The sequence below is a fragment of the Arthrobacter sp. UCD-GKA genome (assembly GCF_001863355.1).
In the GTDB taxonomy this organism is placed as follows: domain Bacteria; phylum Actinomycetota; class Actinomycetes; order Actinomycetales; family Micrococcaceae; genus Paeniglutamicibacter.
Genome location: NZ_MOLR01000002.1, coordinates 182,583 through 205,691, shown reverse-complemented (window position 1 = coordinate 205,691; position 23,109 = coordinate 182,583). Strand labels below are relative to the sequence as shown.

Below are 23,109 nucleotides of genomic sequence, written 5' to 3'. Positions count from 1 at the left end.
TTAGACGGGGGAAATGCTCCACCCGAGCGAGTCGTGATCTTCGTACACGTCATGGTTGACGATCCGCTGATCAGGATTGAGCAAGGGCATGAGCAATAGGCGATTGATCGCTTGGGACAGTGCATCGACGGTGTCGTCGTGCTTGCTGGGGAAGTTCACGAGCTCTTCGCGAAGATCCTCAACGTTCGGCAGCAGCTTCGCGGTTGGAAGAACAATGTTCTTCGAGAACGCCAGCGGCGACACCGCAGAAGCTCGGGCCGACTTCGACCCCTCGGGCTCAATCGGAATCAGGCCCATGATCTGCTGCTGCAGCGCGTTGATGACGGCAGGCCCATTGGCCTTATTTTCCACGAACACCTGAATGCACTGCGGCCACTTGGCCTTCATGGCCAGCATCGCTTCGCACGTGTCGTTGAAGTTCATGCGCCGGCGAACCTGATCCAACAGGTACGCATGGTTGCCGACGCGCAGCCAAACTTGGCCAACAACAAAGTCGGCGTTCTTCCCATCGGAGAACGTGAGGTCCCACGAGGCGGCCAGCTCGTGATCGTCTCGGCCGATGCCGGGTACGATGTGTGCGCCGTCCTCGCGGACAGTCCACAGTGGCTCGTCGTAGGTTGCCCAGTCGCGGGGGAAGATGCCACCCTCGTCCGGGGTGGGAGACTGCTGATACAGGGCGGCCCACGAGCGGGGCCCGGTGTCTCGCTTGCGGCGCTCCCACTGTGCCTCGGTCATCCCGCGGGTAGTTTCCATCCACTCGCCAGGCTCACGGCCCAGCGGGTCAGTCTCGCCAAGTTCTGGACGGTGGTCTGCCTGTGCGGGGATACTGACGATGCGCCAGTCCTCGCCGCCGTTCTCCTTTTTCAAGGCCTTGCCGGCAAGGTCCTCAATCGACCAACGGGTTTGAATTAGAACGACTGGCGCGCCGGGGGCAAGGCGGGTCATGGCAACTTCGCGCCACCAGTCCCAGTTGCGCTCCTGGTATCGCTCGGAGTCGGCATCCTCGCGGCCCTTGACCGGGTCATCCACGATCATTAGTTCGGATGGCCGGCCAGTGAGGGATGCGCCGACACCAGCGGTGAACACGCCGCCTTCGTGGCCTTCGAGGATCCATTCGGACTGTGATGCGACATCGTTGCGGATCTTCAAGTCCAGCTTGTCGCCGTGCTCTTGGATGTCGTCGCGGATGGTGCGGCCCCAGCGGCGGGCGGTGTCGCTGTTGTAGGAGCAGACTGTGATGCGGGTTTCCGGATTCTGGGTGAGCGCCCATGTGGCGTACCTGCGGACGGCTCTTTGGCTCTTGCCGCCCTGCGGCGGCATGGCGATCATGAGTCGTGCGTCTGGCGTGTTCCATGCCCACACGAGAGCTTCGTCGATGACGTCCATCGCCTTGGTCTGCTGCGTCCGGGGATCCAGAGCCACAGCCATTTCGCCGGGCGTATCCCACTTCGGAACGATTGGCTCAAATGCACGGGCCGCGTGCTCGATCCAGTCCAGGTTCACGGCTACCTCACCGCTTCCGGTCGTTCAAGTGTGTTGACGGCGGCGGGGTCCGCGGTGTGCGCGTGGCGTAGCCCGTCGCATTGTGTTGTGTCGGCTTGTCGCCGCCGTCAAGTTGTTCGGCCCGAGGTGGAAGGCACTCGGGCCAAGAGTAGGACCGCACGTTGGGGTGATTGGACAGTCATGTACCTATCGACTCGCGTGCGGGCCTCGTCGGCTTGCGGGATTTGAACCCGTATCTCTTCTCCGCTGAGATGTGTTCTGAACCCGTCCAGTAATTTCCAAGCTGTCCCGCTGCAGCGGCGCTTGCGAATATGTGGGGCTACACCAGATTGAACTATCAGCCGTTGACTCTTGGGCGACCATGGGCAGCTTTGGCGGGACTAGCGCCCGACCCGGCCAGCGCTCTATCCATGGTTCTTACCTGCCGATACAGGCCCAAGTCGAGGTTCCCGCGGGAGTCGAACCCGCTTGATTGGCTTTGCAGGCCAGCACCTGGCCGTTCGGTCAGGGAACCTTGCCGCGCCATGCGGTTGGCTAGCTGGCGTCCCAGCATCCGCATGGCGCAGGTGCGCATCCGGCAGGATTTGCACCTGCGCGCCATGGCTCTACTGCTGAGCTACGGATGCTGCGCGGGTGGCTCATGTTCCAGCCGCGCTACCTATTCAGTTTTTACAACGTGCTCTGCCCGGCGGTGCGTCAGAAGATCCAGGCAGTGCGGTTCCTCGGCGCGTTCGCGAATGTTGGTTGCGATCCGAGGAAGTGTTGGCGTGTGGCCGGTTGCTGGTCATCGCCGTCCGGAGGCCCCTTGGGGGTGGGCGGGTCCGCGGCTCATCAGCGCTATTGTCGATAGGTTCCGGCCACACACGTGTGGGATATCGAGTCAGTGATCCGATATTGATTTCATCGTAGGTGCAAAAAAGTGGTTTGTCTACTTCAAAGAGGCGTGTTGCAAAGTTGACGTAGATGGTTTGGGCATGGCGTTGAGTACGGCGGCGGGCGTGTATCCCTCCGTGCCGGTATTGATGTCGCAGACTGGGCCGATTTTGCCGCGTCGGGCCCATGATTTGGCGGTGTCGTATTTGACGTGGATTCCGTAAGCTTTGAGCGCGTGGACGACTTGGCGCAGGGGTGCGACGACGTGCCAGGCGCGGCTGATCTTCGCTTCGATGCGTTCCCGTGCGCTGTGGGTGCTGCGGCAGGTGTCGCACTTCGCTTGGTCGTCGCCTTCCCTGCCGATGATCTGGCCGGCACATGGCTCGATTCGGTCGTCAACCCATTGGAGGGTGCCGCACTCGCCCAAGAGCAGCTTGGGTGCTTGGCGGTCGGCGGCGTTGATGACACTGCGTTCCGCTGCCCGGATTTCGTTGAGCAGGTCGCCGGCCGCTTCGTCTCCGCGGATGATGCCGATGCGGTCGAACATGAACCTAGCTGCCGCGATGGTGTCTCGGGGTGCTGTGCCGCCGTAGTGGTTGGCCAGCAGGGTGCACCAGCGTCGGATGGCGTCTTGGTACTCTCCCACGTAGATGCTCATGTCGTGGCTGTACGGCAGGCCCGGGGCTTCCTGCCCGCCTCCACCGCCACCGATGGGCTCGGGAGCTGCTGCGGTGTTCGTGAGCGTGCCCCCGGCAGTGTTCAGGGTGTCCCGGACTCGGCCCAGGATCCGACGCAGATCATCAGCCCCCTGATTGCAGAGCGTGAGGCCCTCGGGTAGGTCGGCGCTGCAGTGAGTGCATTCGGTCATGCTCGTCCTCCGTTGATGGTCAGGATGGTGTCGAGGTCGGGGTATTTGTATTCGCCGGCCACGCGGATGTGCAGGGGATCGCGGCTACTGCCGAAGCTGATTCCTTCGAGATTCCCAGTGAACTCGCCTCCGTAGCTCCCTGTACCGGCGACGTGTGCGCCGATGAAGTCGAGGTTGAGGTTCCGGGCCTTCACGTGCTTGGGGAGTCCATCGCCGCCGTTCAGCGCCCGTTCGAATTCGTCAGCCTCCCGCTGCGCTACCTCCCGATTGTGCTGAGCTATCTGCTTGCGGGCTTCCACGCGCTGCTGTTCGGCGTCGAGAGCAGCTTGAATGGCGCGGTTGCCACGCATCATAGTGAGGGTGATGGGCCAGAGCAGGGCGAGCCAGAACGCGTCGGCGGACACCTCTCGCTTCCCTGCGGCATTCTTGTAGCGGTCCTCAAGGTCTGCGTAGCGGTCCATGGCCATGCTTGGCTGTGCCATGGCGGCGACGGCCAGGTATGCGGCGGGGATCGACCACCACAGCCACATCACGCCAGCTCCACGGTGGCGCGGGAGTCAAAGCTGGCTTCGATGTCCGGGACGATGGCCACCCGAACAGTCACGTTGCCGACCGCCCACCGGGTGACACCGTGGTCTCCGAACTGGGTGTCGTCAATCAGGTTTCCCATGATCGTGAACCCGCGCAGCACGCCGGTGATGGTTGTCTCCCGTTGCTTGACGGTGATGGTCTTCCCGATGTGCTCTTGGGTCAAAGCCCCTGCACGGATCTTGCTCATGGTTTCTTCCCCTTGTGGATAAGTGGTTTGCGACGTTTGATGTCGACGCGGCGGCGTCCCGCTTGGCGGCTTAGGGCGATGGTGGATCGGATAGCATTCTGCAGCTGCCGCCGGAACTCGGTGGTGTCCACGTGGACTTCTACGGTGACTGTCTTCTGTTTCACGTTGCGTCTCCTGTCAACTGTCGTAGGGCTTGCGGGACGAGCACGGGAATCAGCGCGGCTTGTTCTGTGCTGAGGTTGAGGCCGTCGAGGATGGACTTGATAGCGCCGGCCACCAGACTGCCTTGGGCTTCCACAATTCGGACGCGCCGCTCGTCAACCCCTGCCTTCAACGCCATGGTGATCCAGTTGGCGAGCTGGTTCTCAGCCTCACGCAGGAGACGCCACCAGATTGATTGCTCACTCTTGAACACGTCGAGGTTGATCGGTCCTTCAGGTCCAACGCCTTCCTTGTGCTCAGTCTTTCCCCAGACCAGTTCCTCGTCTTGCAGTCCTTGAACTTTCCCGCGTAGCCAGGACACCTCCGCGGTCTTCCCGTGGATCAGGTTCAACAGCGTCTCGACGGGGTTCTCTCGCGGCTGGGTGGGGTCGATGCGGCCGAGGATGCCGCGTGCGTTCGCTTCGATCACCCTCTCGGCGGCCTTGACTTGGACCTGTGGCGCCGCCCCGCCGTGTCGGACGCAGCGGGTACCGCCCTTGATGGGTCGGGCTCGGCAGGCTTCCCCGTCGCGTTTCTTCGCCCCACAGACCGCGGCCACGGTCCCGTCGCCCGTGATGCGTGCTGGCTTCATCCGTCCATCACCTTTCCGTCTTTTCCTTCGTAGTCGATGCCCAGGATGTCTGCTGCGGCCTTGCTCATGTAGATGTGTCCGCCGGGTGCGGGTATGCCGATGAGTTCGTCGCCGACCTTCCATCGGATCGCGTCATCCTCGGTGACCGTGCAGCTGATGTCCACGCCCGCGTTGAGTGTGGTCGGCTCACGCAGGATCCCGGCTCGGTAGCCGTCTTCCCTCCACTTGGAGGCCATGCTCTTGGCGAGCTGGGCCGCCGCTTGCTTCCGGGTTCGTTGGCTGACGATGAGAGCGACGATCAGTGCGATGAGCGCAGCGATCATGGCGGCGGCCTGGATCCAGCCGAGGATGCTCATGATGCCTTCCCTGTGATGGTGACGGGTGTTTCGGGTGGGAGGTACCCGACCTGTCGCGGTCCACCAGTGGCACGCAGCACGATCATGCTTACGGCTCCGTCACCGAAGTGCGTGGCACCGACGAGTTTCCCCTCGATTTCCCACGGGCCCGTGTGCTTGCCGCCGGGGACCATAAGACGGACGTGCTTCCCGATGTCCACGCCGGACAGGTATCGGGCTTCACGCGTCGCTGGCATTGGTGCCTCCTAGGATGATTGGTGCGAGGACGGTGACGACGTGCTCGTGGTGGTCGGTGCGGGTCAGGGTCTTGGCCCCGCAGGTGCAGCCGCCGGGTTGGTGCTGGTGGGCCATGCGGGCTTTCTCGACAGCGGTCATGAGGCAACCTCGTCGGCGCGATGGTTGAGCCATGCTTTTGTGTAGCCATCCCGACCGGGGAAGAAACCGCTTATCTGAGCTGGCCCGTACGCGGCGGCGGCTTCCCGTAACGCTTCTGCCTTGGCTTCGGCGCGGACCTTGGCAATAGCGCGGTCGAACTCGGCTTGCACCATGCTCTCGGTTCTCGGGGCGTCGCGACAGTCCACCTTGTGGCAGATATAGGCCGTTCGGACATGGCCAAGGGTCGGCGTGGGGTTACTCATCGTTGCTCCTGCGGTAGGGGTTGTGGTTGCGTAGCTCCGATTGCCGGTTGAAGGTGAGCCCAACGTGGTGCAAAGCTTCCCCTGCACCCTTATCCCACGCTTCGGCTTCCCGTTCCCGGATCACCGGGGCCAGCATCGCGGCAATCACCTCGGCAAAGTGGTGCTTCTCCAGGGCTTCGATTGTTGGGAATGCGCCGCCGATGGTTTTCCCGCACGGGTGGCAGCGCATTTCTCGGTGGGTGCCGTCGCTTGTCCACCCTCTTACCTTGTGGACTTCGATTACTTCCGTGATCCGCGCTTCAAGGGTGGTCATGGTGTTGTCTCCGTTTCGGGGGTGTGGTTCTTGCATGGTGCTGGGTAGAAGTCGTCGGCTTCATGGCCGCGCTGTTGCCCTACGAATGCCCCGCAGCGGTAGCATCGGAAAGGCAGGTCGTCCGCGCTCATGCCCCACCGTCCAGTGCGCGGGTCACGTCGGCTACTGCGCGTTTCCACCCGCATTTGATCGGGTCATCTTCGGTGTGCCTGTCGCAGGCCTTGGGGTGGGCTTCGAGGGCTTCCCGTACCGCCGCCACTTTCGCTTCGGCGGCTTCGGCGCGGGCCTCGGCCCGGAGTGCGCGGGCACGCTGCTCCTGCTCTCGGCCGTCCTGCCACTGGAGCGCCGACTTGCCCTTGTGGTCGCAGTCCCCGTCGAGGGGGAACGTGCGGTCGTGGGTCTCGCACCATTTGAAGTCGTAGGGCTGCTCGTGCGACACCTGGCACGGGTGGGCGACGGTCCACAGCTCGGCGGCTTCCACGCGGTCGAGTAGGGCCAGCACGGTTGGCGGGTCGAACGCGGCGATGTGATCCGAGTCGGCCTTGTCGCCCACATGGATTTCAACGCCCATCCAGTCTTCATCGTCGCCAGTAGTCGGATTGTGGAATTCTTCGTTGGCGACGCACCACATGGGCGAGTAGGCGCGATCCATGCCCTCGTTAGCGTCGTAGGCTTCCCAAGGTCCGGGTGTCGCGGCGCTGGCAATCTCCCGTAGTGCGGGCAGGTCAAGCGGTGGGGTGGTCATTTCGTCACCCCGTGCATGGTGCGGGCGTGCTTGGCAACCTCAAGCCATGCCTCGGGGTCAGCGATCTGGCTGAAAGAGTCACGCTTTTTCAGGCTGGCTGCCTGCCGATAGACGTTCATGATCACCAGCGCTTCACCTTCGAGTTCTTCCCGGTCGGCGGCTTCCTCGTTGTGCTTGGCGAGGTTTCGCAGCCACATGACCGCATACTCAGCGCCCAGCTCATCCCCGCCGAAGAAGTCACGGTCGGATCGCATCGGCTCTGCCGACTTCACGCCTGCCGCCTCAAGAATCGCAAGGGCGAGGGCTGGGGCGATGTCCCGGTCAAAGATGTACTTGGCTGCTGGCTCTTCGTCAGGGGCTCCCAGGGTGACCGTGATCTGGCTGGTGCCGAACTTTTCGACGGCCAGGTCTTTCTGGTAGATGCTCTTGAACGTGCTCATGGGTTCTCCTGCGGGTTCGAGGTGTTGGGGGTAGTGCGGGGTGATGGTCGGACCGTCGTCCCAGCGAACCTTGATGCGGCCATCGGCGGCAGTTCCTTGGACGGTGCCGGTGGTGTGGGCGAGCCACGCGTTCTGCCACATGTGGACCCGGTCGCCGGGCCTGAACGCGGTCACTGGTCGTCGGCTTTCAGGAGGTCGTCGTAGGCGCGCTCGATAGCCTGCTTGGCGCGGCGGGTCTGCTTGGTGTGGGTTTTCGGCCTGCCCGCCATGATGAAGATCCCGAGCCCATCGATGGGCTCGAAGAGGACCATTCTCGGATTGGATAGGGCCATTGCCGCGAACGTTGACCGGTGACCGAAGCCGGTGGCGGACCGAACGGGGAAGTCGAGGCCCATGTCCTCCCCGTCGCGGATCGGCGGGTACCTGCGGAGCAGAACACCGAATGCCTTGCCCGCCGCCCACCTGATGCCAGCTAGTGCCAGCACGACCAGGTAAGCCAGCGCGACGCCCAACGGGATGGTCAGGACGCCCAGCCAGTACCCGCTCACGCTGCGACCTCCGCCACTGCCAGCTCGGCCTCGGCCTGTTCCAACACGGTGCCGGCGCGGACGACGTCCTCAATGCGGGCTTGCCAGTCAGCGCCGGGGGTGAACACTGCGGTGTCGACGGCGAGTGCGGCACGGCGGATGGTACGGCGGGCGGCGTGCACAGCCGCTTCGAGGCGTTCCGTGGCGAGTGCGGGCGGGATGCGGGTCACTTGGTGGCTCCTTCGTGCTTCTTGGCGTGGTCGTTGCAGAGGATGTAGGCGAACCGCAGCGCGCCGGTTTGCACGCCGATCTTCTTGAAGTCGTCGCGGTTGGTGCCGGTGGTGCCGCACTCCTGGCACGTGAATGTCAGGGCGCTCATGGCGTGACCTCCGTGAATAGGGTGCTCATCGATTGATGCTGCGCGAGTAGCGCGGATGATGGTTCGAGTACCGTGTATCCGGTATTCATGCATGCGGCCACCGGGACTGGTGCATGGTCGAACCACGTGCCGCAGAACCGCTGTTCGGGGGTCTGCCCGGAGGCTGCTCGTTCGACTAGTGGCGTCCCGCACTTGGGGCACTCAAGGGCGCTCATGCTTGGCCCCAGTGGATGACGCGGGCGGGGCCACGTAGGGACTTGCTGCCGGGCAGGTTCAAGGTTTCCCATTCGTCGTCTTCGGACCAGTACCAGACGGACCCGTCCTTGGATTCCACGATGGTGCCCATGGGGAATTGCTTCATCGGATCGAAGTTCTCGTCGTGCTTCAAGTCGTCCGCGGTGATGGTTGCGGCCTTGTCCGCGGCGGCGAGGGCCACACGGGCGTTGCCTCGGTAGCTCTCCTGCCAGCGGGGCAGAACTTCGTCCCAGCCCTTCTCGTTGGCGTGGGACTTGTTCACGTCGCCGTACAGCGCAATGGCTGCGGCTTCGATGCGTGGATCAGTGGTCATGGTTTCCTCCCAAGGTGGCCCCACATTCGGGGCGGTTTCTATCGACACTCATCACTCTACCTACTTCAAGTAGGCAGTGCAACTACTTCAACGAGACGCCTCGCAACTCCGCCACAATCCGACCGCTCAACAAATCAGCCGGCCGCCACACACCCACATCCTGGCCACATGCGCCCAACACCTCGAGGACCACCTTCTGCTCCGGCCGCATCCGCCCAGCATCCGTCTTGAGCTCCCGAAACAGCAGCCGGCCCCGCTTAGCCGATGCCAGCACTAGGTCAGGGAATCCCGCCTGCGAGCCCCTCGAGTCCTTGGTGTGGTACCGCACCTCGTAACCGTGGAACCCGGCCAGCTTGAGCACCGCGGACTGCAGGTTCCGCTCCGTCATCGGCGGCATGGTTCGTGCAATGGTGGTCGGCTCTCGGGTCACGATGTGGCTCCATTCTGATTCTTTGGGGTGCTGGGCTGCCCGGTGGGGGCTGGGTGGGGGATTGCTCGTCCACGTTCATTTGAGTCCGGCAAATCGCCTCCTGCGGGTAGATGCCCCGGGGTTGCCAATGCTGGGTCGCGTCTTGTCCGGTTTGGTCGGGGACTACGTCCCGGGGTCACCGTAGGTGTGGTGCGTTTCCCGATCATATTTTCGGCCCTGTCGCCGGCGAGGACGTCGGCTTTGCATGAGCGGCAGTTGTGGGCGGGTTCGGTGTCGTGGTCTCCGCAGGGTCGGGCTGGTGGTGCGTCGTGGCCGTCGGGGGCGGTGGTGGTCCAGTGGCGGCCGTGCTGCGGGTAGACGTTAGGGGTGCGCTTCACGAACGATCCATCCGGGGCTGTCTCGGTGGCGTATGCGGCGAGGGCTCGGATGCAGTGATTGAAGTCTGCTGCGGGGAACCCTTCGGTGTCATTGGCTTTGGCCAGGACGATGCCGGGCTTGTTGGGAGTCCAGTCGGGGCGCATGGCCAGCATCATCGTTGTGAGCCGCTGGCCTTGCTGGTCGGTGAGTTTCATAATCATCCTCGATAGAAATTTGTTTGCGGCGAACGTTGCTCTGGGCTTGGCCTGCGTTGGTCGCCGCTGCGCTTTTTCGGTTCCTGCTGGTGAGTTAAGTTCTTAGAAGACCGCCGCGGTGAATGGTGAATGGTGTCTAGGTGAGAGGTGTTAAGGTGTGCGGCATCCCTTGGCCGATGGGTTCCCCTTCCCGAATGTATGGCTAGAACGGTGGGTCATCGGATGGGCTGTTCAATGGGTTTGTGGATGGGTTCGGCGATGGGTTTACCGATGCCTTTCCGGATGGGTCAACGGCACGTTTCTGCATGACTTCGGCGAGGGCTTCCCATGAGCCCCATGATGGGTTCTCCGTGTGCAGCCTGTGCAGCTCGTGAACGATGATTCCCTTGAGCTCTCGTGAGCCGGTGGAGGTGTACGCCTTGGCCACCGCGGCGCCCATGTTCTTCTGTTTGAGCAGCCCGTCACTGCGCATGAAGCTGCGCACCAGGATTTCCTCGGTGCCGTCGTCGATGATGATGTAGCTCTTGGCCATGAGCACCTTGGCGGCGAGCTCGATGTCTTCGAGGGTGATGTCTGCGGCCTTCTGCGTGATCTTCTTCGGCCGCCAGTCCATGACGCCGGCATAAGACAGGTCGGCCTGGGTGATGAGGTGCTGGTAGAGCCACTGTTCGTGTACGGCTAGGTCGAGGAAGTCGTCGTCGTCCCAGATGGTCACGAGGATCTGGGCGAACTTGCGGGCCACTAGTGGTCACCTTCATCGAACCAGGCGTTGATGATGAGCTCGCGAATCTTCCCGGCCTCGGGGTGCTTGCTGTCGGCGAAGTCGATCAATGCGCCGAATGCCTTGCGGATCTTCCGGTCGTTGTCCGGGGTCGGTTCACTGGCGGACTCGAGGTTGATGACGGCCCAGTTGTATCCGGCGATGAAGTCGTCTGTCCATTCCATGGTTAATTTCCTCCGGTGTAGCGGGCCATGATGTCGCGGCCTTGGGTGTATGCGTCGTAGTGGCCGGCGGGGCGAAATGCTGCGCGGCGTCCGGTTTTGATTTGGTGGGCTGCGGCCCATGCTCCGGGCTCGGTTTCGGCGGTGCGGACGAGGGCCCAGACGCCGGGGTTTTCTTGGAGGTGTTTGGCGAGTGCCCCGTATTTGTTGCGTGCGGGTCCCGGCCGGTATTCGTAGTTTGCGCTCATGATGGTCATCCTTTTCTGTCCTATCCCAATTCTACTACTTGAAGTTGTCAATTTGCCTGATCCGACTAGGTGCCGTGGGCGCAGTCTTGTTGCTGCGCCCACCAGGTTACAGCCCTGTCGGCTTGCTCTTGCCTTCGACATCCCTAGTCCAATGCCAACCGCCCGCGTGCTCGTAATACCTCACGGGGGAGCGGTCACCGTTGTCCTGTTGCACTTCCTTGTGGAGGCGCTTCGCATCAGCCTTGGTGGGTGCGATCAGCTTCCCGCAGTACGGGTCCGGGCACACTGGCCGGGGGGACCGGAGCGGGGCGCGGCGGTACGGTTGTGCGCTCATGCTGCTTTCCTTCGGCTGGCGCCGTACTGGCGGTTGTACTCGTTGAAAGCGATCCGGCATGGGTCGCATGGTATTTCACCGCGGCGTATGTGCTGCGCCCTCCCGGCCGTCGTCCCGTGGTTGATCGGTTTCCGGCCAGCATGAGGCCGCGGACCGCCTTCACGTTCGGTCTTCCGGGCACGCTTCGCGATGCTGTCGAGTCGTTGCGCTTCCTTGCATGGTGGGCAGGCTTCTTCGTTGTCACGGAGGTGGCGTAGGTACGCTGCAGAGGTCCCGCATGGCAGCAGGGTGCGCACCTTCCTTGGTGCGTCCGCTCGGGCCTTCCTGCTCTTCTCGCGCAGGGCTTCCAAGCACGGTTCGCAGGGCTCCTCATCCCGTCGTTTGTGTGCCTGGTATCCGGCTGTCGTTCCATGGTTGGCGGCGCGGGGTGCGCGCTCTCCCCGTGCCTTGGCTTTCCGGATCCGACTGGATTCATTCGCCGCTTCGCGGCATGGGGCACACGCTGCTTCCCCGTTCTTGCGGTGCCTGTTGTACCCGCTGACGGTGCCGCACTTGGCGACCTGGGCCTTGGTCCGGACGGGGGCGGGCTTCTCTGGTGTTCCGGCCTGATCTTTCCGGAACCATTCCTTGCACCAGAAGCATGCGGGTTCGTTCTTGGCCTTGTGCTGGCCGTAGCCAACTTTCGTTCCGCAGTTCATTTCGTTTCCTTTGTTAGTTCTCCGTAGGAGGGTTGGTAGTACCAGCCGAAGGCGGCTGCATCAGGTCGGCAGTCGAGACAGAAGTCCTTGCCTGGGGTTCGTTCGTTCGGAATATGCCGGATACCGCAACGGCCACACACGCGGGTCTTATCCCGGGTCCCCGTGGTCATAGCGACCTCCGCTCCTCTGTGGCGTAGATGTCATCGAACGCCAGATGGTCTGGCATGGCCTTGGCCCGGTCCCCTGCGTAGGCATACCGTGCATCGGCGCATTCTCGACGGGTGTGGAACCGGGGCGATGGGTAGCCTGGCAGTTGGACGTTGCCTTCGTCTGCCGGGTAGGTGATTGATCCTTGCCGATTGCTGATGACCTCACCGCACGCGTAGCAGATGCCAGGGATGCCGGCACGGGCCATGCGCTTCTCCGTGACTTCCATTACCTCACTGGACACGCGTTCGGCTTCGGAAATGCGGCATGGTGCCGGATGTCCGCAGCACGAGCACAGCGGGACGCGCCCGACTGGGTAGATTTCCAGGGCCCGAAATTGGTACCGGCTGAGCCTAATCGTCCCCTCCCTGGTCTCATGCATTCCGTAGGCCAGCGCGAGCTTCACGCGGTAGATGCTCTTGTCGTCCTTGGGCCATATCTCGGTGATTGTCCACGCGGCGAAGTCATGAGCGATCACGTCGCCAACTTTGGGTAGTTCGCTGTTTCGGTAGGCCATATGCGCTCCTAGCGCCCTCCATCGGTTGCTCATGCTGCTATCCATCCGTAGTTTCGGTTTCGGGCGATGGCCGGGGCGGTGGCGACGACGCATAGGTGTGCGCCTTGGGAGCCGGGCTGTGTGCGGCCGTCAACGACCCGGAACGCCGCGGGCCCGGTGATCGTCGCCCCGTGCCGGGTGGCCACCGCGGGGAGGTCCTGCTCGGCTTCGAACACGAGGTCAGCGAACGGGAGCGTGGAATCGGTGATCGGCCAGACCGCCTGGAACATGGTCATGATGACTTCACCCGGGCCAGTGTGGTGCCGCGGAGGATGTCGAAGACCTCGGCGCGATGCTGGCGTTCCGCATCCCGGATGGATTCCTGATGGCAGCTGCAGTTCTCTTGCTTGGCGCAGTTATAGGGGGTCCAGCAGCAGGACCGCTTGCACTTGCTCATGCCGCTGCGCCGATCGCGAGGCACTTCTTGCACATCGGCTTGTCGCCCCGCGTGGAACGGCTTATCTCGAAGTAGTTCTCCGCTGCGCCGCAAATGGGTGCGCGCCACGCGCTACGTTCTTCGCCATCCTTGAGTTCTTCCACGACGTGAATCGTCCGCAGCCCCGTTGCGCTGCCCCACTCGGTTCCATCGGGAATGACCGGCGCGCCCCACTTCGGGGTGTGTTGGCACTCTCCCTCCAGGCGCTCCACGACGTCTTCGCGCAGGCCCAACTCAAGGCGTTCGCCGCGCTCTTTGTCCTGCTCGCGAACCGATCGCTTCGGGGTCCACGAGGCCATTGCCTGGTCCTCGGTGGTGAGCCAGCCGCCCGTGTCATAGTCCTTGGTGGTCATCACTCCGCTGGTGCAGCCGCATGGGCTAATGAAGTACCAAGAGCACTCGCTGATGTCGTGCTGCTGCCCGTCGATTTCTACATTGATGCTTACCGTGCTCATGTCTTCTCCTGTTTTTGGGTAAAGGAATGGGGCGTGCCCAGATCGGGCCGGGCACGCCCCGGGGGATTGGGGAACTCCAAGTTCAAACTCCTATTGGGAGTTCATTTGGAGTTGGTCAGAACGGAGGCTCTTGGCTGCCGGCTGGTGCGCCGGTTCCCCATCCGCCCGCGGTGCTGGTCGCGGGTGCGCCCCACGCTCCGGCGTTGCCACCGGCGTCCGGCGTCCACGAGCCGTTGGTGGCCGTACCCCCGAACCCGCCGCCGCGGTTCGCCGCGCCTTCCCCGTTGCCGCGGGCCGTGCGCGTCACCTTCGCTGAGGCGCTCTTGAGCGACGGGCCAATCTCCAAGACCTCGAGCTCGGTGACGCTGCGCTTTTCGCCTTCCTTGGTTTCGTAGGACCGCTGCTTGAGTGCGCCCTGGGCGATGACTCGCATGCCCTTCGTCAGGGATTCGGCTACGTTCTCCGCTGCTTCACGCCAGACCGAGCAGCGGAGGAACAGCGTGTCGCCGTCCTTCCATTCGTTCGTCTGCTTGTCGAAGTTCCGCGGGGTCGATGCGATGGTGAAGTTCGCGACCGCGCTGCCCGACGGGGTAAAACGCAATTCCGGGTCAGACGTCAGATTGCCGATGACGGTGATGATGGTTTCGCCGGCCATGATTAGGCCACCTTTCCGTCTTCGATGGTCCAACCGAATTCGCCGGACTCATCCACGAATTCAGCCCAGATTTGGAAGTCGTTCGCGTCGCCGAGTGCTTCGAGTTCGGCGAGTCCGTCGGAGTCCAAGTCGTTGCCGTTGCGGACGATCATGACGCGCAGTTCCGGATCCGATGCGATGATCATCTTGGCGGATGCGATGGTCTGTTCGCGGGTGGATGCCTTGCGGAACGGGCGGCCGTTGAGCAGGACACCTTCCTCGTCGAACGTCATGTTGTCCACGGGGAAGTTCGCGGCGGCCAGCCCGTCGGCCTTCTGCTTATCGAGTGCCTCGAGCTGCTTGGTGAGGTCGTCGGCCTGTTCCTGCGTGGCCTCGAGCTGGAAGGCGAGGTTCGCCTTTTCCTTGGCGGTACGGACTGCCCGGTTCGTTTCCTCGGCGGTGGCCATGCGCTGGCGCAGTGCCTCAACGTCAGGGAGCTCGGCGTGATTGTCGATGCGGTCGTTGGCGTGATCATGATCGACTTCGGCCGCTTCCCGCAACTTGGTCAACCGGGCGATTTCGGTGTTGATCCGTTCGATCTCCGCGTTGGCTCGAGCCAGCTCCTGACGATCATCGGACTGCGTCCGCGCCAGGTTCTCGGCCGCCCGGATTTCTTCGGCCAGCTCCACCACTGAAACTTCGGCCGCCGGTGCCGCGGGGAGTTCCCCATACCGGGCTACCTGGGCTTCGAGTTCCTTGGCCTTGCGGTTGATGAATGTCCGCTGTTCGAAAACGTCCTTCTGCGTGGCGGCCAGGGCCGCGGGTTCGAACGGTAGGTCGACCAGGTCGAGGACCACGGCCAACTGCTTCTTATCGTCCAGCAACGAGAACGCACCAGCATCCATGCCCAGGGCGCCAAGCATCCCGTTCAGCGTGGCCTGCGGGATCTTTCCGCCGTCGGACGCCTTGCCGGTCAGGGAGGATGAGCCGTCGGCCTTGTACTTGCGGATCAGCGTCATGCCGTTGTCGAGGACGTTGACAACTTCTGCAGTCTTCTTGCCCTCGTTGACGGGGCGAGGCACGTCGCGCTTGTTGTGCCCGATGATCGTCGCTTCGAGGCCGTCGAGGACGCTGGACTTGCCTTGGGCGTTGCGTCCGCTGATGGCGACCAGTGCGCCGCGGGGTGCGATCTGCACGTATTCGAGGCGCTGGAAGTCGGTGAATGTTGCTTCGGTGGTTTTTGCCATGATGGTCAGACTCCTATGGTGATGGGTTGGTTAGGATGCGGCGGTGGCCGCGGTGGCGATGGCTTCGAGGACGTCAGCAGGTTCGCCGGCGGTGCTGGCCTGCTTCCACAGGGTGCGGAGCGCGTCCTTGTCCCCGGCCAAGGTCTGGATTTCGTCGAAGTAGTTGACCTCGAGGACCGCGGGGGTGCCTTCGTCCTCAATGAGGCCGGTGTCCGGGTCCGCGGTTTCCTCGGGATCGGGATCTGCTTCGACGGGTGCGTCGTGGATGACCTGCGGCGCGGCCGGTTCCGGTGCAGCGTTCTTGCGTGGGCGGCTGATCTTCCGGGTTGCGGTCTTGGCGGCGGTCGGTTCGACCTGCACGAATGGTGCCGGGTCGTAGTCGCCCAACTCGATTTCCTCGATGCTGTTCATGCCAGCCAGCGCGTCCGGGGCCACGAGTTTCGCGGCTTCCGCCTTGCACTTCTCCGTCAGCATGCCGATGGGGTTCTCTTGGTACTTGCCGTTGGCCGTGTACTTGGCCTGGCGTGCACGTTCGATGGTCCATTCGATCTTCTGCCAGCCGGACTGGCCGCGGCGGCGGGCCCGGAATTCGACGCGCTCGTTGTCGGCGTAGACCCGCTCAATCTCGTGCCCCTTGGACAGTGCGATGGCGTACATCTGCTGTGCGTACAGGGCAGGGGTGCCGTGCACGACGTAGATCGTCTTGAGGGACACCATGGGGGCCATGCCAAGGGTGAAGCCGTAGAGGATGGCTGCGGCGGCTTCCTCTGGCTTCCCGCGGAAGTGCTGCGGGGTGAACATGGTGTTGCAGATGGTGTTGGCGATTGTGTAGGCGTGGGCCAGTTCGGATGCCCAAGCTTCGAGGGACATCGTGGCGTCGGTGGTGACCTGCTCGATGTTCGCGTGCTGTACTGCTGGGGTGAATGCGCTGGGGTTGGTGGCCAGTTCGGTCATGAGGTGGGTTCCTTTGCGGTGAGTGCTTTGTATGGTGCGCCGTAGCGGCTGATGATGTCGGCGCGCATGATGGTCAGGTGATTGATGAGGTCGTCCACGGCATCGAGGGGGAGCAGTACCTCGTGGCCGTTGAACAGATGCGCGTCGCGTTCCCTGTCGGTGTCTAGCGCGATCATCTGATCCTCGTAGAAGAGGTGCAGGGATTCGCGGCGGATCGGGTCGAAGTAGCTGTAGACGCTCACGCGGCCACGTCCAGCTGACTCACCGGCGGGGCGAGCGGTTCGCGGGCGAGCTTGTCGCGGAGCTTGGCGGTCTTCGCGGTGAATGCTGCGGCCAAGAACCACGAGTAGTGCTCATTGATTTCTTCGGGGGATCCGGCCAGTGGGTAGAGGGTGGTGCCCAACGGCTTGTCCCCGTACCTTGCGTTCACGCCTTCCCGATCCATCGGGGTGACGTGTGCGACGTAGGTCTTGGCGACCTTTAGCATGGGCTGCTCGTTCCCGGCGGTGTCGACGTAGAACTCGGCCTTCGAGTAGGCCGCGGTCTGTAGCGCGGTTTCCCCGTAGACGCCCTTGGATGTCTTGAGGTCGACCTGAACGACCCAGCCGTCGGCCAGCTGCTCCGGGGTGAGCAGTAGGGGAGAGGTGGCCAGCATGTCGAACGTGCCGCCGAAGTGATCTGTCCGGTTGCCGCACGGGCGTTCCGTGAGTACCGGGGTGATCTGCCACGCCTCGAGGAAGTCAGCGAATCCCTCGATGTAGCCGGCCAGCTCGTCGGGGGCTTCGACTTCGCCGGTGGTGGCCAGCTGCTCGGCCAGCCCGTGAACGGCGGTGCCGGTGATCCCGGCGTCGTCGCGAACTTTCCGCCATGCCATGCGCATGGTCTGGATCGCGTTGGCCCGGTCCATGGTGCGCAGTTCGTCGAGGTGGTCCATCGCCCAGGTTCCGGCGACTTCGGCAGCCCATGGGATCAGGTTGTCCTTGGGGATCCCGGCGCCGATGAGGCCTGTGACGCCGCGGACGGGCTTGGAGTCGAGGCGGTAGGTGTGGTTTCCTGCGTTGAATACGAGCCCGGCGGGCTTCGGCTTGGCGGTCATGGTGGCTTCCTCTCCGTGGATGGGGCACTGGTCGTTGATGGGGTCGAGTCCGGCTTTCCGTTCCCACCCGGGGCAGTCCCCGGACGGGCACCGGCACGTCACAGCGCACCGCACAGGGTGGTGATGGCCAGGATGCCGAGGTACACGCCCAAGGTTCCGCCGAGCGCCTGCAGGACGAACAGGACGTCCCGGCCACGCTGGGTCAAAACCAGCCCGCTCATGCCGCCACCGCCAAAGCTGGCATGGGAGCGGGCACGAACCGGGACCAAAGGATCTGCCGGCACTTCTCGCTGATCAAGTCCTCGCAGCCAGCCAGGTAGTCGGCCTTCGCCGGGGCGTACTCGGGGTCGCCCACACGCCAGCCGAGTTCCGCCCGGTCATCCTCACAAGCGGCCTTGCCCTCGATTTCGGCGAGCAGTTCTTCAAGGTCGGCCTCGCGGACCTCCACCTGCAGTGCCGCGGACAACTGCCGGACCAATCGGCCCCAGCAATCACCCTCCGAGAGGAAGCCGTGCTCTGCGTAGTAAGCGCGGACCTCACTGGTCAGGGTCACCGCCGCCGCCATGTAGACAGGATTCTCTAAAACGTTCATTGGTATACTCACTTTCAGAAATTGATTTCGGTTGGGCCTGCACGCTTCTCAAGGGAGTGCGGGCCCAATTTTTTATGCGCTGTACGCGTGCCGATTCAGGAACTGATCAATGGCCGAAGCCCGGATCTTCCACGACCCCCGAAGCCCCGGCATCTTCGACCCAGCCAGATCCCCGCGCCGCAACAGCGTGTAGACAGTGTCCGGATGCATGTCGAGTTCCTCGGCAGCTTCCTTCACGCTCAACACCTTCTTACTCACGCCGCCACCGCCTGCAGGTGACGCTCCGGCACGCCCACCCATGTGTACTGGTGACCGCCATTCCGGGACTTCGTGCGGGACGTGTTGTCAGCGACCTTCTCGATCAGCCGGCGCTTGGCCGCGGCGATGAACACGCCGCCCTCCATGCCCTGCCTCGGTGCTGGCCGCATGGCTTCCCGGAGAGTGTCCGCGGTGAAGCGACGGCCCTCCGCGGCCCAACGTTCAATCAGGTCCGTGGCGTCCTGCGTCCACGTGGTGTCTTCAAGTGCGATTGGTGTAGCCATGTCGGCGTGTCCTTTCCAGAACTTTTGACCGCTTGAATCAGGCGGTCTTGCGATTTGAAATAGGTTCTTGCGGGTCGAAAAGGACAGTAACGTCCAAGCCGAGTACCTCCGCGATGCTCTCGGCGACCTCGGTGGTGCAGTCTGTGCGATAGCCGGACACCAGGTGGTTGATGAAGCTTGGGTGGACGCCGACCCGTTTGGCCAACTTGCGTTGGCTGATCTTGCGGAAGTCCGAAGGGTGTCCCGCCTTGATGGCGTCCATGTCTTGCTTGGTGTAAACGAACGTCTTGAATCGTTCTTTCGATGCGAGGCGCATGTATGTTCCTCTCTGCCAGCGGCATTTGGTTCGGAAGGGTGACATTGGGTTCCTGTCTGTTGTAGGCGGGTTTGTTTCTTGTTGATAGGAAAAGCATCTCATCCCAGTAGGCAGGTTGTCAACTTGAATCAGGCAAATTGCTTCTTGCAAGTAGGCACCAGTCTGGAAGGTCGCCTTTTTGTTAGTAGGCACATCTACTTCAATAAGGCAGAATTCCCAGTAGGCGCATCGGAAACGTATGCGAATGCGCTAATCGACGAAACTAGCGACAGTGGTTGGCATGACAAGCAAACTTCCCAAGAACGGCCTCCAGGCACTCATCCTCAACCACAAGGGTGACCGCTCCTACGCCAGGCTGTCCGCTGCATGCGGCGGAGTGCCCTCCACCGTCAACGCCCAGCGCCTCGCCACCAAGCCCATCAAGGACTTCCCCACCGTGGACGTCCTCATGGGCCTCTCCAGGGGCCTCGGCGTCCGCCTCATCGACGTCCTCCACGCCGCAGCTGTCTCCGTCGGGATGCCCATCCACGCCTCCAGCGACAACGACCTCCTGATCCCGGAAGCCGGCCGACTCCCAGAGGAATCGCGTCGCCTCCTGCTCGACACCGCCCAGAACATGCTCTGGTGGATGGAGCGAGTCGACGCGGCCGCACCCGAAGGGGTCGAAGATTCTGCCGAAGACGCACCGAACAACGTGCACCCCTTCCCGACGCCGAACTGGGCCCAGGCCGCGGCCGACAAGGGCGAGGCTGGAATCGACCACGACCAGCTGCCTGATGACTAGCCAGTAACGCTTCGGAAACATTCGTCACAGATTCGACTAACTGACGCCTACTGCCCATAAGGTCGAACACATGTTCGAAAACGTCTTGGTGCAGCTCAACGTCACCATCATCGAAACCGACCTGCCACACGGCTGGTGGGGCGCCTACGACATCACCACCAACACCATTGGCCTACGCCACAACCTCGCGCCCACCCAGCGGCGCTCCACACTGGCACACGAAGCGGCCCACGCCGCCCTCCAGCACGACGGCCACAGCCTCGCCCAAGAACGCGACGCCGAAGAACTAGCCGCCGCCTGGCTCATCATGCACTGCGACTTCCAACACGCAGCCCGCATCTACAACACACCCACAGCACTCGCGCACGAGCTCAACGTCCTCCCAAGAGACGTCCACGCCTACATGCGCACCATTCTGCGAACCCAAAAATAAGGGGGACCCCACCATGGCAACCGGACGCGTCACAGACACCTGGCACCTCAAAGACAAAAAGACCCGGTCCAAAAGATACGGCATCGGCAAACGCTGGCAAGCCGTCTGGACCAATGACCGCGGCGACGAAGAAAAGCGATCATTCGAAATGAAGGACGCAGCCAAAGCATGGATCGACGCCAAAGTCATCCAGAACGCCCTAGACCCCAACGGCATCAAACCCGACATGCCATTCACCGAGTACTGGGACATCTGGCGGGCCGCCCAACTGCACCAGCGCAAATCATCCCTCAAGACCATCGACTCCCACGCCAAAAACTGGATCCTCAAATCGTTCCAACACGACTGGATGCACTCCATTGACCGACCCCGCATCCAAGCCGTCGTGAACGAGTGGGCAGCGTCCGGGCTCGCTTCATCCACGGTCTACCTGATGTACCGGTACGTGCGTGGCATGATGTCCGACGCCGCACTGAACAAGCAGATCCGCGAATTTCCCTGCGTGAAAATCAACATGCCGGCAGGCGACCGGAAACGAATCGTCCCCTTGTCGATTGCCCAGGTCCAGCAGATCGTGAGCAAGCTCGAGGAACCGTATCGTTCGGCGGCGATCTTTGCTGCAGCAACCGGGCTCCGGCCAGCAGAGTGGAGGGGGCTCACAGCCGAATATGTGGACCTGAATCGCGGCGTGGTGATTGTCGAGCAGCAAGAGCACCTGAGCCGCATCGCAAAGCCGCTCCTGGGCCCGCTCAAGAATGATTACTCCTACCGTGACGTGACCATCGGGCCCAAGACGTGCGCGTTGCTCGAACCCTTGCTTGCGGCGCCGGGAGCCCTCGGTTTGCTGTTCCACATGAAGGGGTCGGTGATCACCGGCGGCCGGGCCGTGGGCGCATGGACGGAAGCGCGGGAGGATCTGCCGTGGATGGGGCCCGGGTGGCACCAGCTCCGCCACCATCATGCGTCGCTGCTGATTGCGGGGGGAGCGTCTCCAGTGGCGGTTGCTCACCGGCTGGGGCACAAGGATGCGAACGAAACGCTACGCACCTACGGGCATTTGTGGGCGGATGATGAGTCGAAGCTGGCGGCCATGTCTGACGGGCTGGTGGCTTTGGGCTGAGTGTGTTCCGCCACGATTCCGCCACACTCGCCTACTTGGCTTTGTTTGCAAGGGAAATACTTCTACAGTGGGTAGAAACGAGTTCTACGATGCGTAGAACTTGGGGCGACGGGCCGACATTGCGCCCGCGAATTCCGGCATTGAAGGGTTTGGCATGGATGCACTGGAAATTGCCAGATGGCAATTTGGTATCACCACCGTTTATCACTTCCTGATGGTCCCGCTCACCATTGGCCTGGGCCTGGTGGTCGCGGTGCTGCAGACCGCGTGGCACCGCACCGGCAAGGAAGAGTACCTGCGCATGACCAAGTTCTGGGGAAAGCTTTTCCTCATCAACTTCATCATGGGCGTGGCCACCGGCATCGTCCAGGAATTCCAGTTCGGCATGGCCTGGAGCGAATACAGCCGCTTCGTCGGGGACGTCTTTGGCGCACCGCTGGCCATGGAAGCCCTGCTGGCATTCTTCGTCGAATCAACCTTCCTCGGGCTCTGGATCTTCGGCTGGGACAGGTTGCCCAGGCGCATCCACCTGGCCGCCATCTGGATCGCATCGCTGGCCAGCATCCTCTCGGCCTACTTCATCCTCGTGGCCAACTCCTGGATGCAGCACCCGGTGGGCACCGAAATAATCAACGGCCGGGCCGTGATGACCGACGCCTGGGCCGTGTTCACCAACAACACCGCCCTGGTCACCTTCCCCCACACCATCTTCGGCGCCTTCGCGGTGGCCGGCGGATTCCTGCTGGGCATCTCCTGGTACCACCTGTACAAGCGCCGCCAATCCGGGATCGACACCGTCGATGCCGACGGAAAGGTCGTGGTGGGGGAGTCCGCCACCCTGGGCAGGAACCGCGACAAGATCGACTACAGGGTCTGGATCAAGTCCCTGCGCATCGGTGCCGTCGTTGCCATGGTGGCCTTTGCGGGTGTGGCACTTTCCGGCCACGCCCAGGCCCAGCTGATGATCCAGCAGCAGCCCATGAAGATGGCGGCGGCCGAGGCAGCATGCCACGACGGCACCGGATTCTCCCTGCTGTCCATCGGGGACCTGCGCAGCGGCGGGGCAACGACCTGCGACGACGTGGTCGGGGTGTTTGAGATCCCGGGGCTGCTGTCCTTCCTCGCGCACGACAACTTCACCACCGAGGTCAAGGGCGTCAACACGCTCCTGCCGGAGTACCAGGAAAAGTACGGGACCCACCTGCCCGACAACCCGATCTACGGCGACCGCGCCGGAACCGAAATCAACTACCTGCCGGTCATGGAGGTCACCTACTGGGGCTTCCGCCTGATGATCACCCTTGGCGGCCTGTCGGCGGTAGCCGCCGCGGTGGCCCTGTGGCTGACCCGCAAGGGAACCGTGCCGCACAGCAAATGGATCTCCCGGCTGGCACTGTTTGGCATGCTGGCACCCTTCGGGGCCAACTCCGCCGGCTGGATCTTCACCGAGATGGGCCGCCAGCCCTTCGTCGTGGCACCCAACCCGAGCTTCGAGGGCATCGACCAGGTGTTCATGTACACCGCCGCCGCAGTCTCCCCGGGAGTCAGCGCCGGGGAGATGCTCTTCTCGCTGATCGTCCTCACGCTGATCTACGCGGTCCTGCTCGTGGTCGAGGTCGTCCTGCTGACCCGCTACGTGCGCGGCGGCATCGGATCGGCCATGCCCGAACTGCACGATCGCCCCGACGACGGACAGAAGGACACCGATGTGCTGTCCTTCGCCTACTGACCA

At 62.9% G+C, this 23,109-nt stretch carries 38 protein-coding genes and 2 tRNA genes; 4 read left to right on the top strand and 36 right to left on the bottom strand.

Features of this window, described 5'->3' with window-relative positions:
* The 36 genes from terL to BLJ79_RS04095 form a co-directional block, all read right to left on the bottom strand.
* Positions 1–1,503, bottom strand: coding sequence for a phage terminase large subunit (gene terL / locus BLJ79_RS04245; RefSeq protein ID WP_071213443.1), 1,503 nt, complete (start codon positions 1,501–1,503; stop codon positions 1–3).
* A 443-nt stretch (positions 1,504–1,946) separates the two neighbouring features.
* Positions 1,947–2,017: transfer RNA gene (locus BLJ79_RS23275), tRNA-Cys, on the bottom strand.
* A gap of 55 nt (positions 2,018–2,072) precedes the next feature.
* A tRNA-OTHER gene (locus BLJ79_RS23270) sits at positions 2,073–2,129 on the bottom strand.
* Between the two features lie 302 nt (positions 2,130–2,431).
* A complete protein-coding gene (locus BLJ79_RS04240; RefSeq protein WP_139194712.1) occupies positions 2,432–3,244 on the bottom strand; it encodes a hypothetical protein in 813 nt (270 codons plus the stop codon).
* Positions 3,241–3,777 (bottom strand): hypothetical protein, encoded by a 537-nt coding sequence (locus BLJ79_RS04235; protein ID WP_139194711.1) that lies wholly within the window; start codon positions 3,775–3,777, stop codon positions 3,241–3,243. The genes BLJ79_RS04240 and BLJ79_RS04235 overlap by 4 nt, the downstream gene beginning before the upstream one ends.
* Positions 3,774–4,022 carry a hypothetical protein gene (locus BLJ79_RS04230; RefSeq protein WP_071213440.1) on the bottom strand — a complete coding sequence of 83 codons (249 nt, stop codon included), beginning with the start codon at positions 4,020–4,022 and terminating at the stop codon, positions 3,774–3,776. The genes BLJ79_RS04235 and BLJ79_RS04230 overlap by 4 nt, the downstream gene beginning before the upstream one ends.
* Entirely contained in the window at positions 4,019–4,186 is a 168-nt protein-coding gene (locus BLJ79_RS23265; protein WP_175475384.1) for a hypothetical protein, read from the bottom strand. Before BLJ79_RS23265 ends, BLJ79_RS04230 begins: the two co-directional genes overlap by 4 nt.
* Positions 4,183–4,815, bottom strand: coding sequence for an HGGxSTG domain-containing protein (locus BLJ79_RS04225; RefSeq protein ID WP_071213439.1), 633 nt, complete (start codon positions 4,813–4,815; stop codon positions 4,183–4,185). The genes BLJ79_RS23265 and BLJ79_RS04225 overlap by 4 nt, the downstream gene beginning before the upstream one ends.
* Positions 4,812–5,171, bottom strand: coding sequence for a hypothetical protein (locus tag BLJ79_RS04220; RefSeq protein ID WP_071213438.1), 360 nt, complete (start codon positions 5,169–5,171; stop codon positions 4,812–4,814). Before BLJ79_RS04220 ends, BLJ79_RS04225 begins: the two co-directional genes overlap by 4 nt.
* Positions 5,168–5,407 (bottom strand): hypothetical protein, encoded by a 240-nt coding sequence (locus BLJ79_RS04215; RefSeq protein WP_071213437.1) that lies wholly within the window; start codon positions 5,405–5,407, stop codon positions 5,168–5,170. Before BLJ79_RS04215 ends, BLJ79_RS04220 begins: the two co-directional genes overlap by 4 nt.
* Positions 5,391–5,522 (bottom strand): hypothetical protein, encoded by a 132-nt coding sequence (locus tag BLJ79_RS23675; protein ID WP_286135259.1) that lies wholly within the window; start codon positions 5,520–5,522, stop codon positions 5,391–5,393. The genes BLJ79_RS04215 and BLJ79_RS23675 overlap by 17 nt, the downstream gene beginning before the upstream one ends.
* 20 nt (positions 5,523–5,542) lie before the next feature.
* Positions 5,543–5,809 carry a hypothetical protein gene (locus BLJ79_RS04210; protein ID WP_071213436.1) on the bottom strand — a complete coding sequence of 89 codons (267 nt, stop codon included), beginning with the start codon at positions 5,807–5,809 and terminating at the stop codon, positions 5,543–5,545.
* Positions 5,802–6,122, bottom strand: a complete 321-nt coding sequence (locus BLJ79_RS04205) for a hypothetical protein (RefSeq protein WP_139194710.1) — start codon at positions 6,120–6,122, stop codon at positions 5,802–5,804. Before BLJ79_RS04205 ends, BLJ79_RS04210 begins: the two co-directional genes overlap by 8 nt.
* A 127-nt stretch (positions 6,123–6,249) precedes the next feature.
* Positions 6,250–6,867: an ead/Ea22-like family protein gene (locus tag BLJ79_RS04200; protein ID WP_139194709.1), complete on the bottom strand. Its 618-nt coding sequence runs from the start codon at positions 6,865–6,867 to the stop codon at positions 6,250–6,252.
* Positions 6,864–7,307, bottom strand: a complete 444-nt coding sequence (locus BLJ79_RS04195; protein WP_139194708.1) for a hypothetical protein — start codon at positions 7,305–7,307, stop codon at positions 6,864–6,866. Before BLJ79_RS04195 ends, BLJ79_RS04200 begins: the two co-directional genes overlap by 4 nt.
* A 170-nt stretch (positions 7,308–7,477) precedes the next feature.
* The gene (locus BLJ79_RS04190; protein WP_071213432.1) at positions 7,478–7,855 is read right to left on the bottom strand and encodes a hypothetical protein; all 378 of its coding nucleotides are present in this window, start codon (positions 7,853–7,855) and stop codon (positions 7,478–7,480) included.
* A complete protein-coding gene (locus tag BLJ79_RS04185; protein ID WP_071213431.1) occupies positions 7,852–8,064 on the bottom strand; it encodes a hypothetical protein in 213 nt (70 codons plus the stop codon). The genes BLJ79_RS04190 and BLJ79_RS04185 overlap by 4 nt, the downstream gene beginning before the upstream one ends.
* The gene (locus tag BLJ79_RS23260; RefSeq protein WP_175475383.1) at positions 8,061–8,213 is read right to left on the bottom strand and encodes a hypothetical protein; all 153 of its coding nucleotides are present in this window, start codon (positions 8,211–8,213) and stop codon (positions 8,061–8,063) included. Before BLJ79_RS23260 ends, BLJ79_RS04185 begins: the two co-directional genes overlap by 4 nt.
* 211 nt (positions 8,214–8,424) lie before the next feature.
* Positions 8,425–8,781 carry a hypothetical protein gene (locus BLJ79_RS04180; RefSeq protein ID WP_071213430.1) on the bottom strand — a complete coding sequence of 119 codons (357 nt, stop codon included), beginning with the start codon at positions 8,779–8,781 and terminating at the stop codon, positions 8,425–8,427.
* 82 nt (positions 8,782–8,863) lie between these two features.
* Positions 8,864–9,211, bottom strand: coding sequence for a VRR-NUC domain-containing protein (locus BLJ79_RS04175; protein WP_286135258.1), 348 nt, complete (start codon positions 9,209–9,211; stop codon positions 8,864–8,866).
* 774 nt (positions 9,212–9,985) lie between these two features.
* A complete protein-coding gene (locus BLJ79_RS04170; protein ID WP_071213429.1) occupies positions 9,986–10,525 on the bottom strand; it encodes a hypothetical protein in 540 nt (179 codons plus the stop codon).
* Positions 10,525–10,728: a hypothetical protein gene (locus tag BLJ79_RS04165; RefSeq protein ID WP_071213428.1), complete on the bottom strand. Its 204-nt coding sequence runs from the start codon at positions 10,726–10,728 to the stop codon at positions 10,525–10,527. Before BLJ79_RS04165 ends, BLJ79_RS04170 begins: the two co-directional genes overlap by 1 nt.
* A gap of 2 nt (positions 10,729–10,730) precedes the next feature.
* Positions 10,731–10,973 (bottom strand): hypothetical protein, encoded by a 243-nt coding sequence (locus tag BLJ79_RS04160; protein ID WP_139194707.1) that lies wholly within the window; start codon positions 10,971–10,973, stop codon positions 10,731–10,733.
* A 1,198-nt stretch (positions 10,974–12,171) separates the two neighbouring features.
* Positions 12,172–12,729 (bottom strand): hypothetical protein, encoded by a 558-nt coding sequence (locus BLJ79_RS04150; RefSeq protein WP_071213425.1) that lies wholly within the window; start codon positions 12,727–12,729, stop codon positions 12,172–12,174.
* Positions 12,730–12,758: 29 nt separating this feature from the next.
* Positions 12,759–13,004, bottom strand: a complete 246-nt coding sequence (locus BLJ79_RS04145; RefSeq protein WP_071213424.1) for a hypothetical protein — start codon at positions 13,002–13,004, stop codon at positions 12,759–12,761.
* Between the two features lie 157 nt (positions 13,005–13,161).
* Positions 13,162–13,659, bottom strand: a complete 498-nt coding sequence (locus BLJ79_RS04140; RefSeq protein WP_071213423.1) for a hypothetical protein — start codon at positions 13,657–13,659, stop codon at positions 13,162–13,164.
* Positions 13,660–13,774: 115 nt separating this feature from the next.
* Positions 13,775–14,314 carry a single-stranded DNA-binding protein gene (locus BLJ79_RS04135; RefSeq protein WP_071213422.1) on the bottom strand — a complete coding sequence of 180 codons (540 nt, stop codon included), beginning with the start codon at positions 14,312–14,314 and terminating at the stop codon, positions 13,775–13,777.
* A gap of 2 nt (positions 14,315–14,316) precedes the next feature.
* Positions 14,317–15,540: a hypothetical protein gene (locus BLJ79_RS04130; protein ID WP_071213421.1), complete on the bottom strand. Its 1,224-nt coding sequence runs from the start codon at positions 15,538–15,540 to the stop codon at positions 14,317–14,319.
* A gap of 30 nt (positions 15,541–15,570) precedes the next feature.
* The gene (locus BLJ79_RS04125; protein WP_071213420.1) at positions 15,571–16,494 is read right to left on the bottom strand and encodes a hypothetical protein; all 924 of its coding nucleotides are present in this window, start codon (positions 16,492–16,494) and stop codon (positions 15,571–15,573) included.
* Entirely contained in the window at positions 16,491–16,736 is a 246-nt protein-coding gene (locus BLJ79_RS04120; RefSeq protein ID WP_071213419.1) for a hypothetical protein, read from the bottom strand. The genes BLJ79_RS04125 and BLJ79_RS04120 overlap by 4 nt, the downstream gene beginning before the upstream one ends.
* Positions 16,733–17,590 (bottom strand): hypothetical protein, encoded by an 858-nt coding sequence (locus tag BLJ79_RS04115; protein WP_071213418.1) that lies wholly within the window; start codon positions 17,588–17,590, stop codon positions 16,733–16,735. Before BLJ79_RS04115 ends, BLJ79_RS04120 begins: the two co-directional genes overlap by 4 nt.
* A gap of 98 nt (positions 17,591–17,688) precedes the next feature.
* Entirely contained in the window at positions 17,689–17,811 is a 123-nt protein-coding gene (locus BLJ79_RS23670; RefSeq protein ID WP_286135257.1) for a hypothetical protein, read from the bottom strand.
* On the bottom strand, positions 17,808–18,182 hold the full coding sequence (locus BLJ79_RS04110; protein WP_139194706.1) for a hypothetical protein: 375 nt from the start codon (positions 18,180–18,182) through the stop codon (positions 17,808–17,810). The genes BLJ79_RS23670 and BLJ79_RS04110 overlap by 4 nt, the downstream gene beginning before the upstream one ends.
* Positions 18,183–18,254: 72 nt before the next feature.
* On the bottom strand, positions 18,255–18,440 hold the full coding sequence (locus BLJ79_RS04105) for a helix-turn-helix domain-containing protein (protein ID WP_071213416.1): 186 nt from the start codon (positions 18,438–18,440) through the stop codon (positions 18,255–18,257).
* Positions 18,437–18,724 carry a hypothetical protein gene (locus BLJ79_RS04100; RefSeq protein WP_071213415.1) on the bottom strand — a complete coding sequence of 96 codons (288 nt, stop codon included), beginning with the start codon at positions 18,722–18,724 and terminating at the stop codon, positions 18,437–18,439. The genes BLJ79_RS04105 and BLJ79_RS04100 overlap by 4 nt, the downstream gene beginning before the upstream one ends.
* Before the next feature lie 37 nt (positions 18,725–18,761).
* Complete coding sequence (locus BLJ79_RS04095; protein WP_217641790.1) at positions 18,762–19,040, bottom strand: helix-turn-helix transcriptional regulator; 279 nt, start codon at positions 19,038–19,040, stop codon at positions 18,762–18,764.
* Positions 19,041–19,320: 280 nt separating this feature from the next.
* Between BLJ79_RS04095 and BLJ79_RS04090 the strand changes: the two genes are divergently transcribed.
* From BLJ79_RS04090 to BLJ79_RS04075, 4 genes are all read left to right on the top strand, one after another.
* Positions 19,321–19,824, top strand: coding sequence for a hypothetical protein (locus BLJ79_RS04090; protein ID WP_071213414.1), 504 nt, complete (start codon positions 19,321–19,323; stop codon positions 19,822–19,824).
* Between the two features lie 70 nt (positions 19,825–19,894).
* Positions 19,895–20,257 carry an ImmA/IrrE family metallo-endopeptidase gene (locus tag BLJ79_RS04085; protein ID WP_071213413.1) on the top strand — a complete coding sequence of 121 codons (363 nt, stop codon included), beginning with the start codon at positions 19,895–19,897 and terminating at the stop codon, positions 20,255–20,257.
* Between the two features lie 13 nt (positions 20,258–20,270).
* Positions 20,271–21,377, top strand: coding sequence for a tyrosine-type recombinase/integrase (locus BLJ79_RS04080; protein ID WP_071213412.1), 1,107 nt, complete (start codon positions 20,271–20,273; stop codon positions 21,375–21,377).
* A 154-nt stretch (positions 21,378–21,531) separates the two neighbouring features.
* Positions 21,532–23,106 (top strand): cytochrome ubiquinol oxidase subunit I, encoded by a 1,575-nt coding sequence (locus BLJ79_RS04075; protein ID WP_071213411.1) that lies wholly within the window; start codon positions 21,532–21,534, stop codon positions 23,104–23,106.
* The last annotated feature ends 3 nt before the right edge of the window (positions 23,107–23,109 follow it).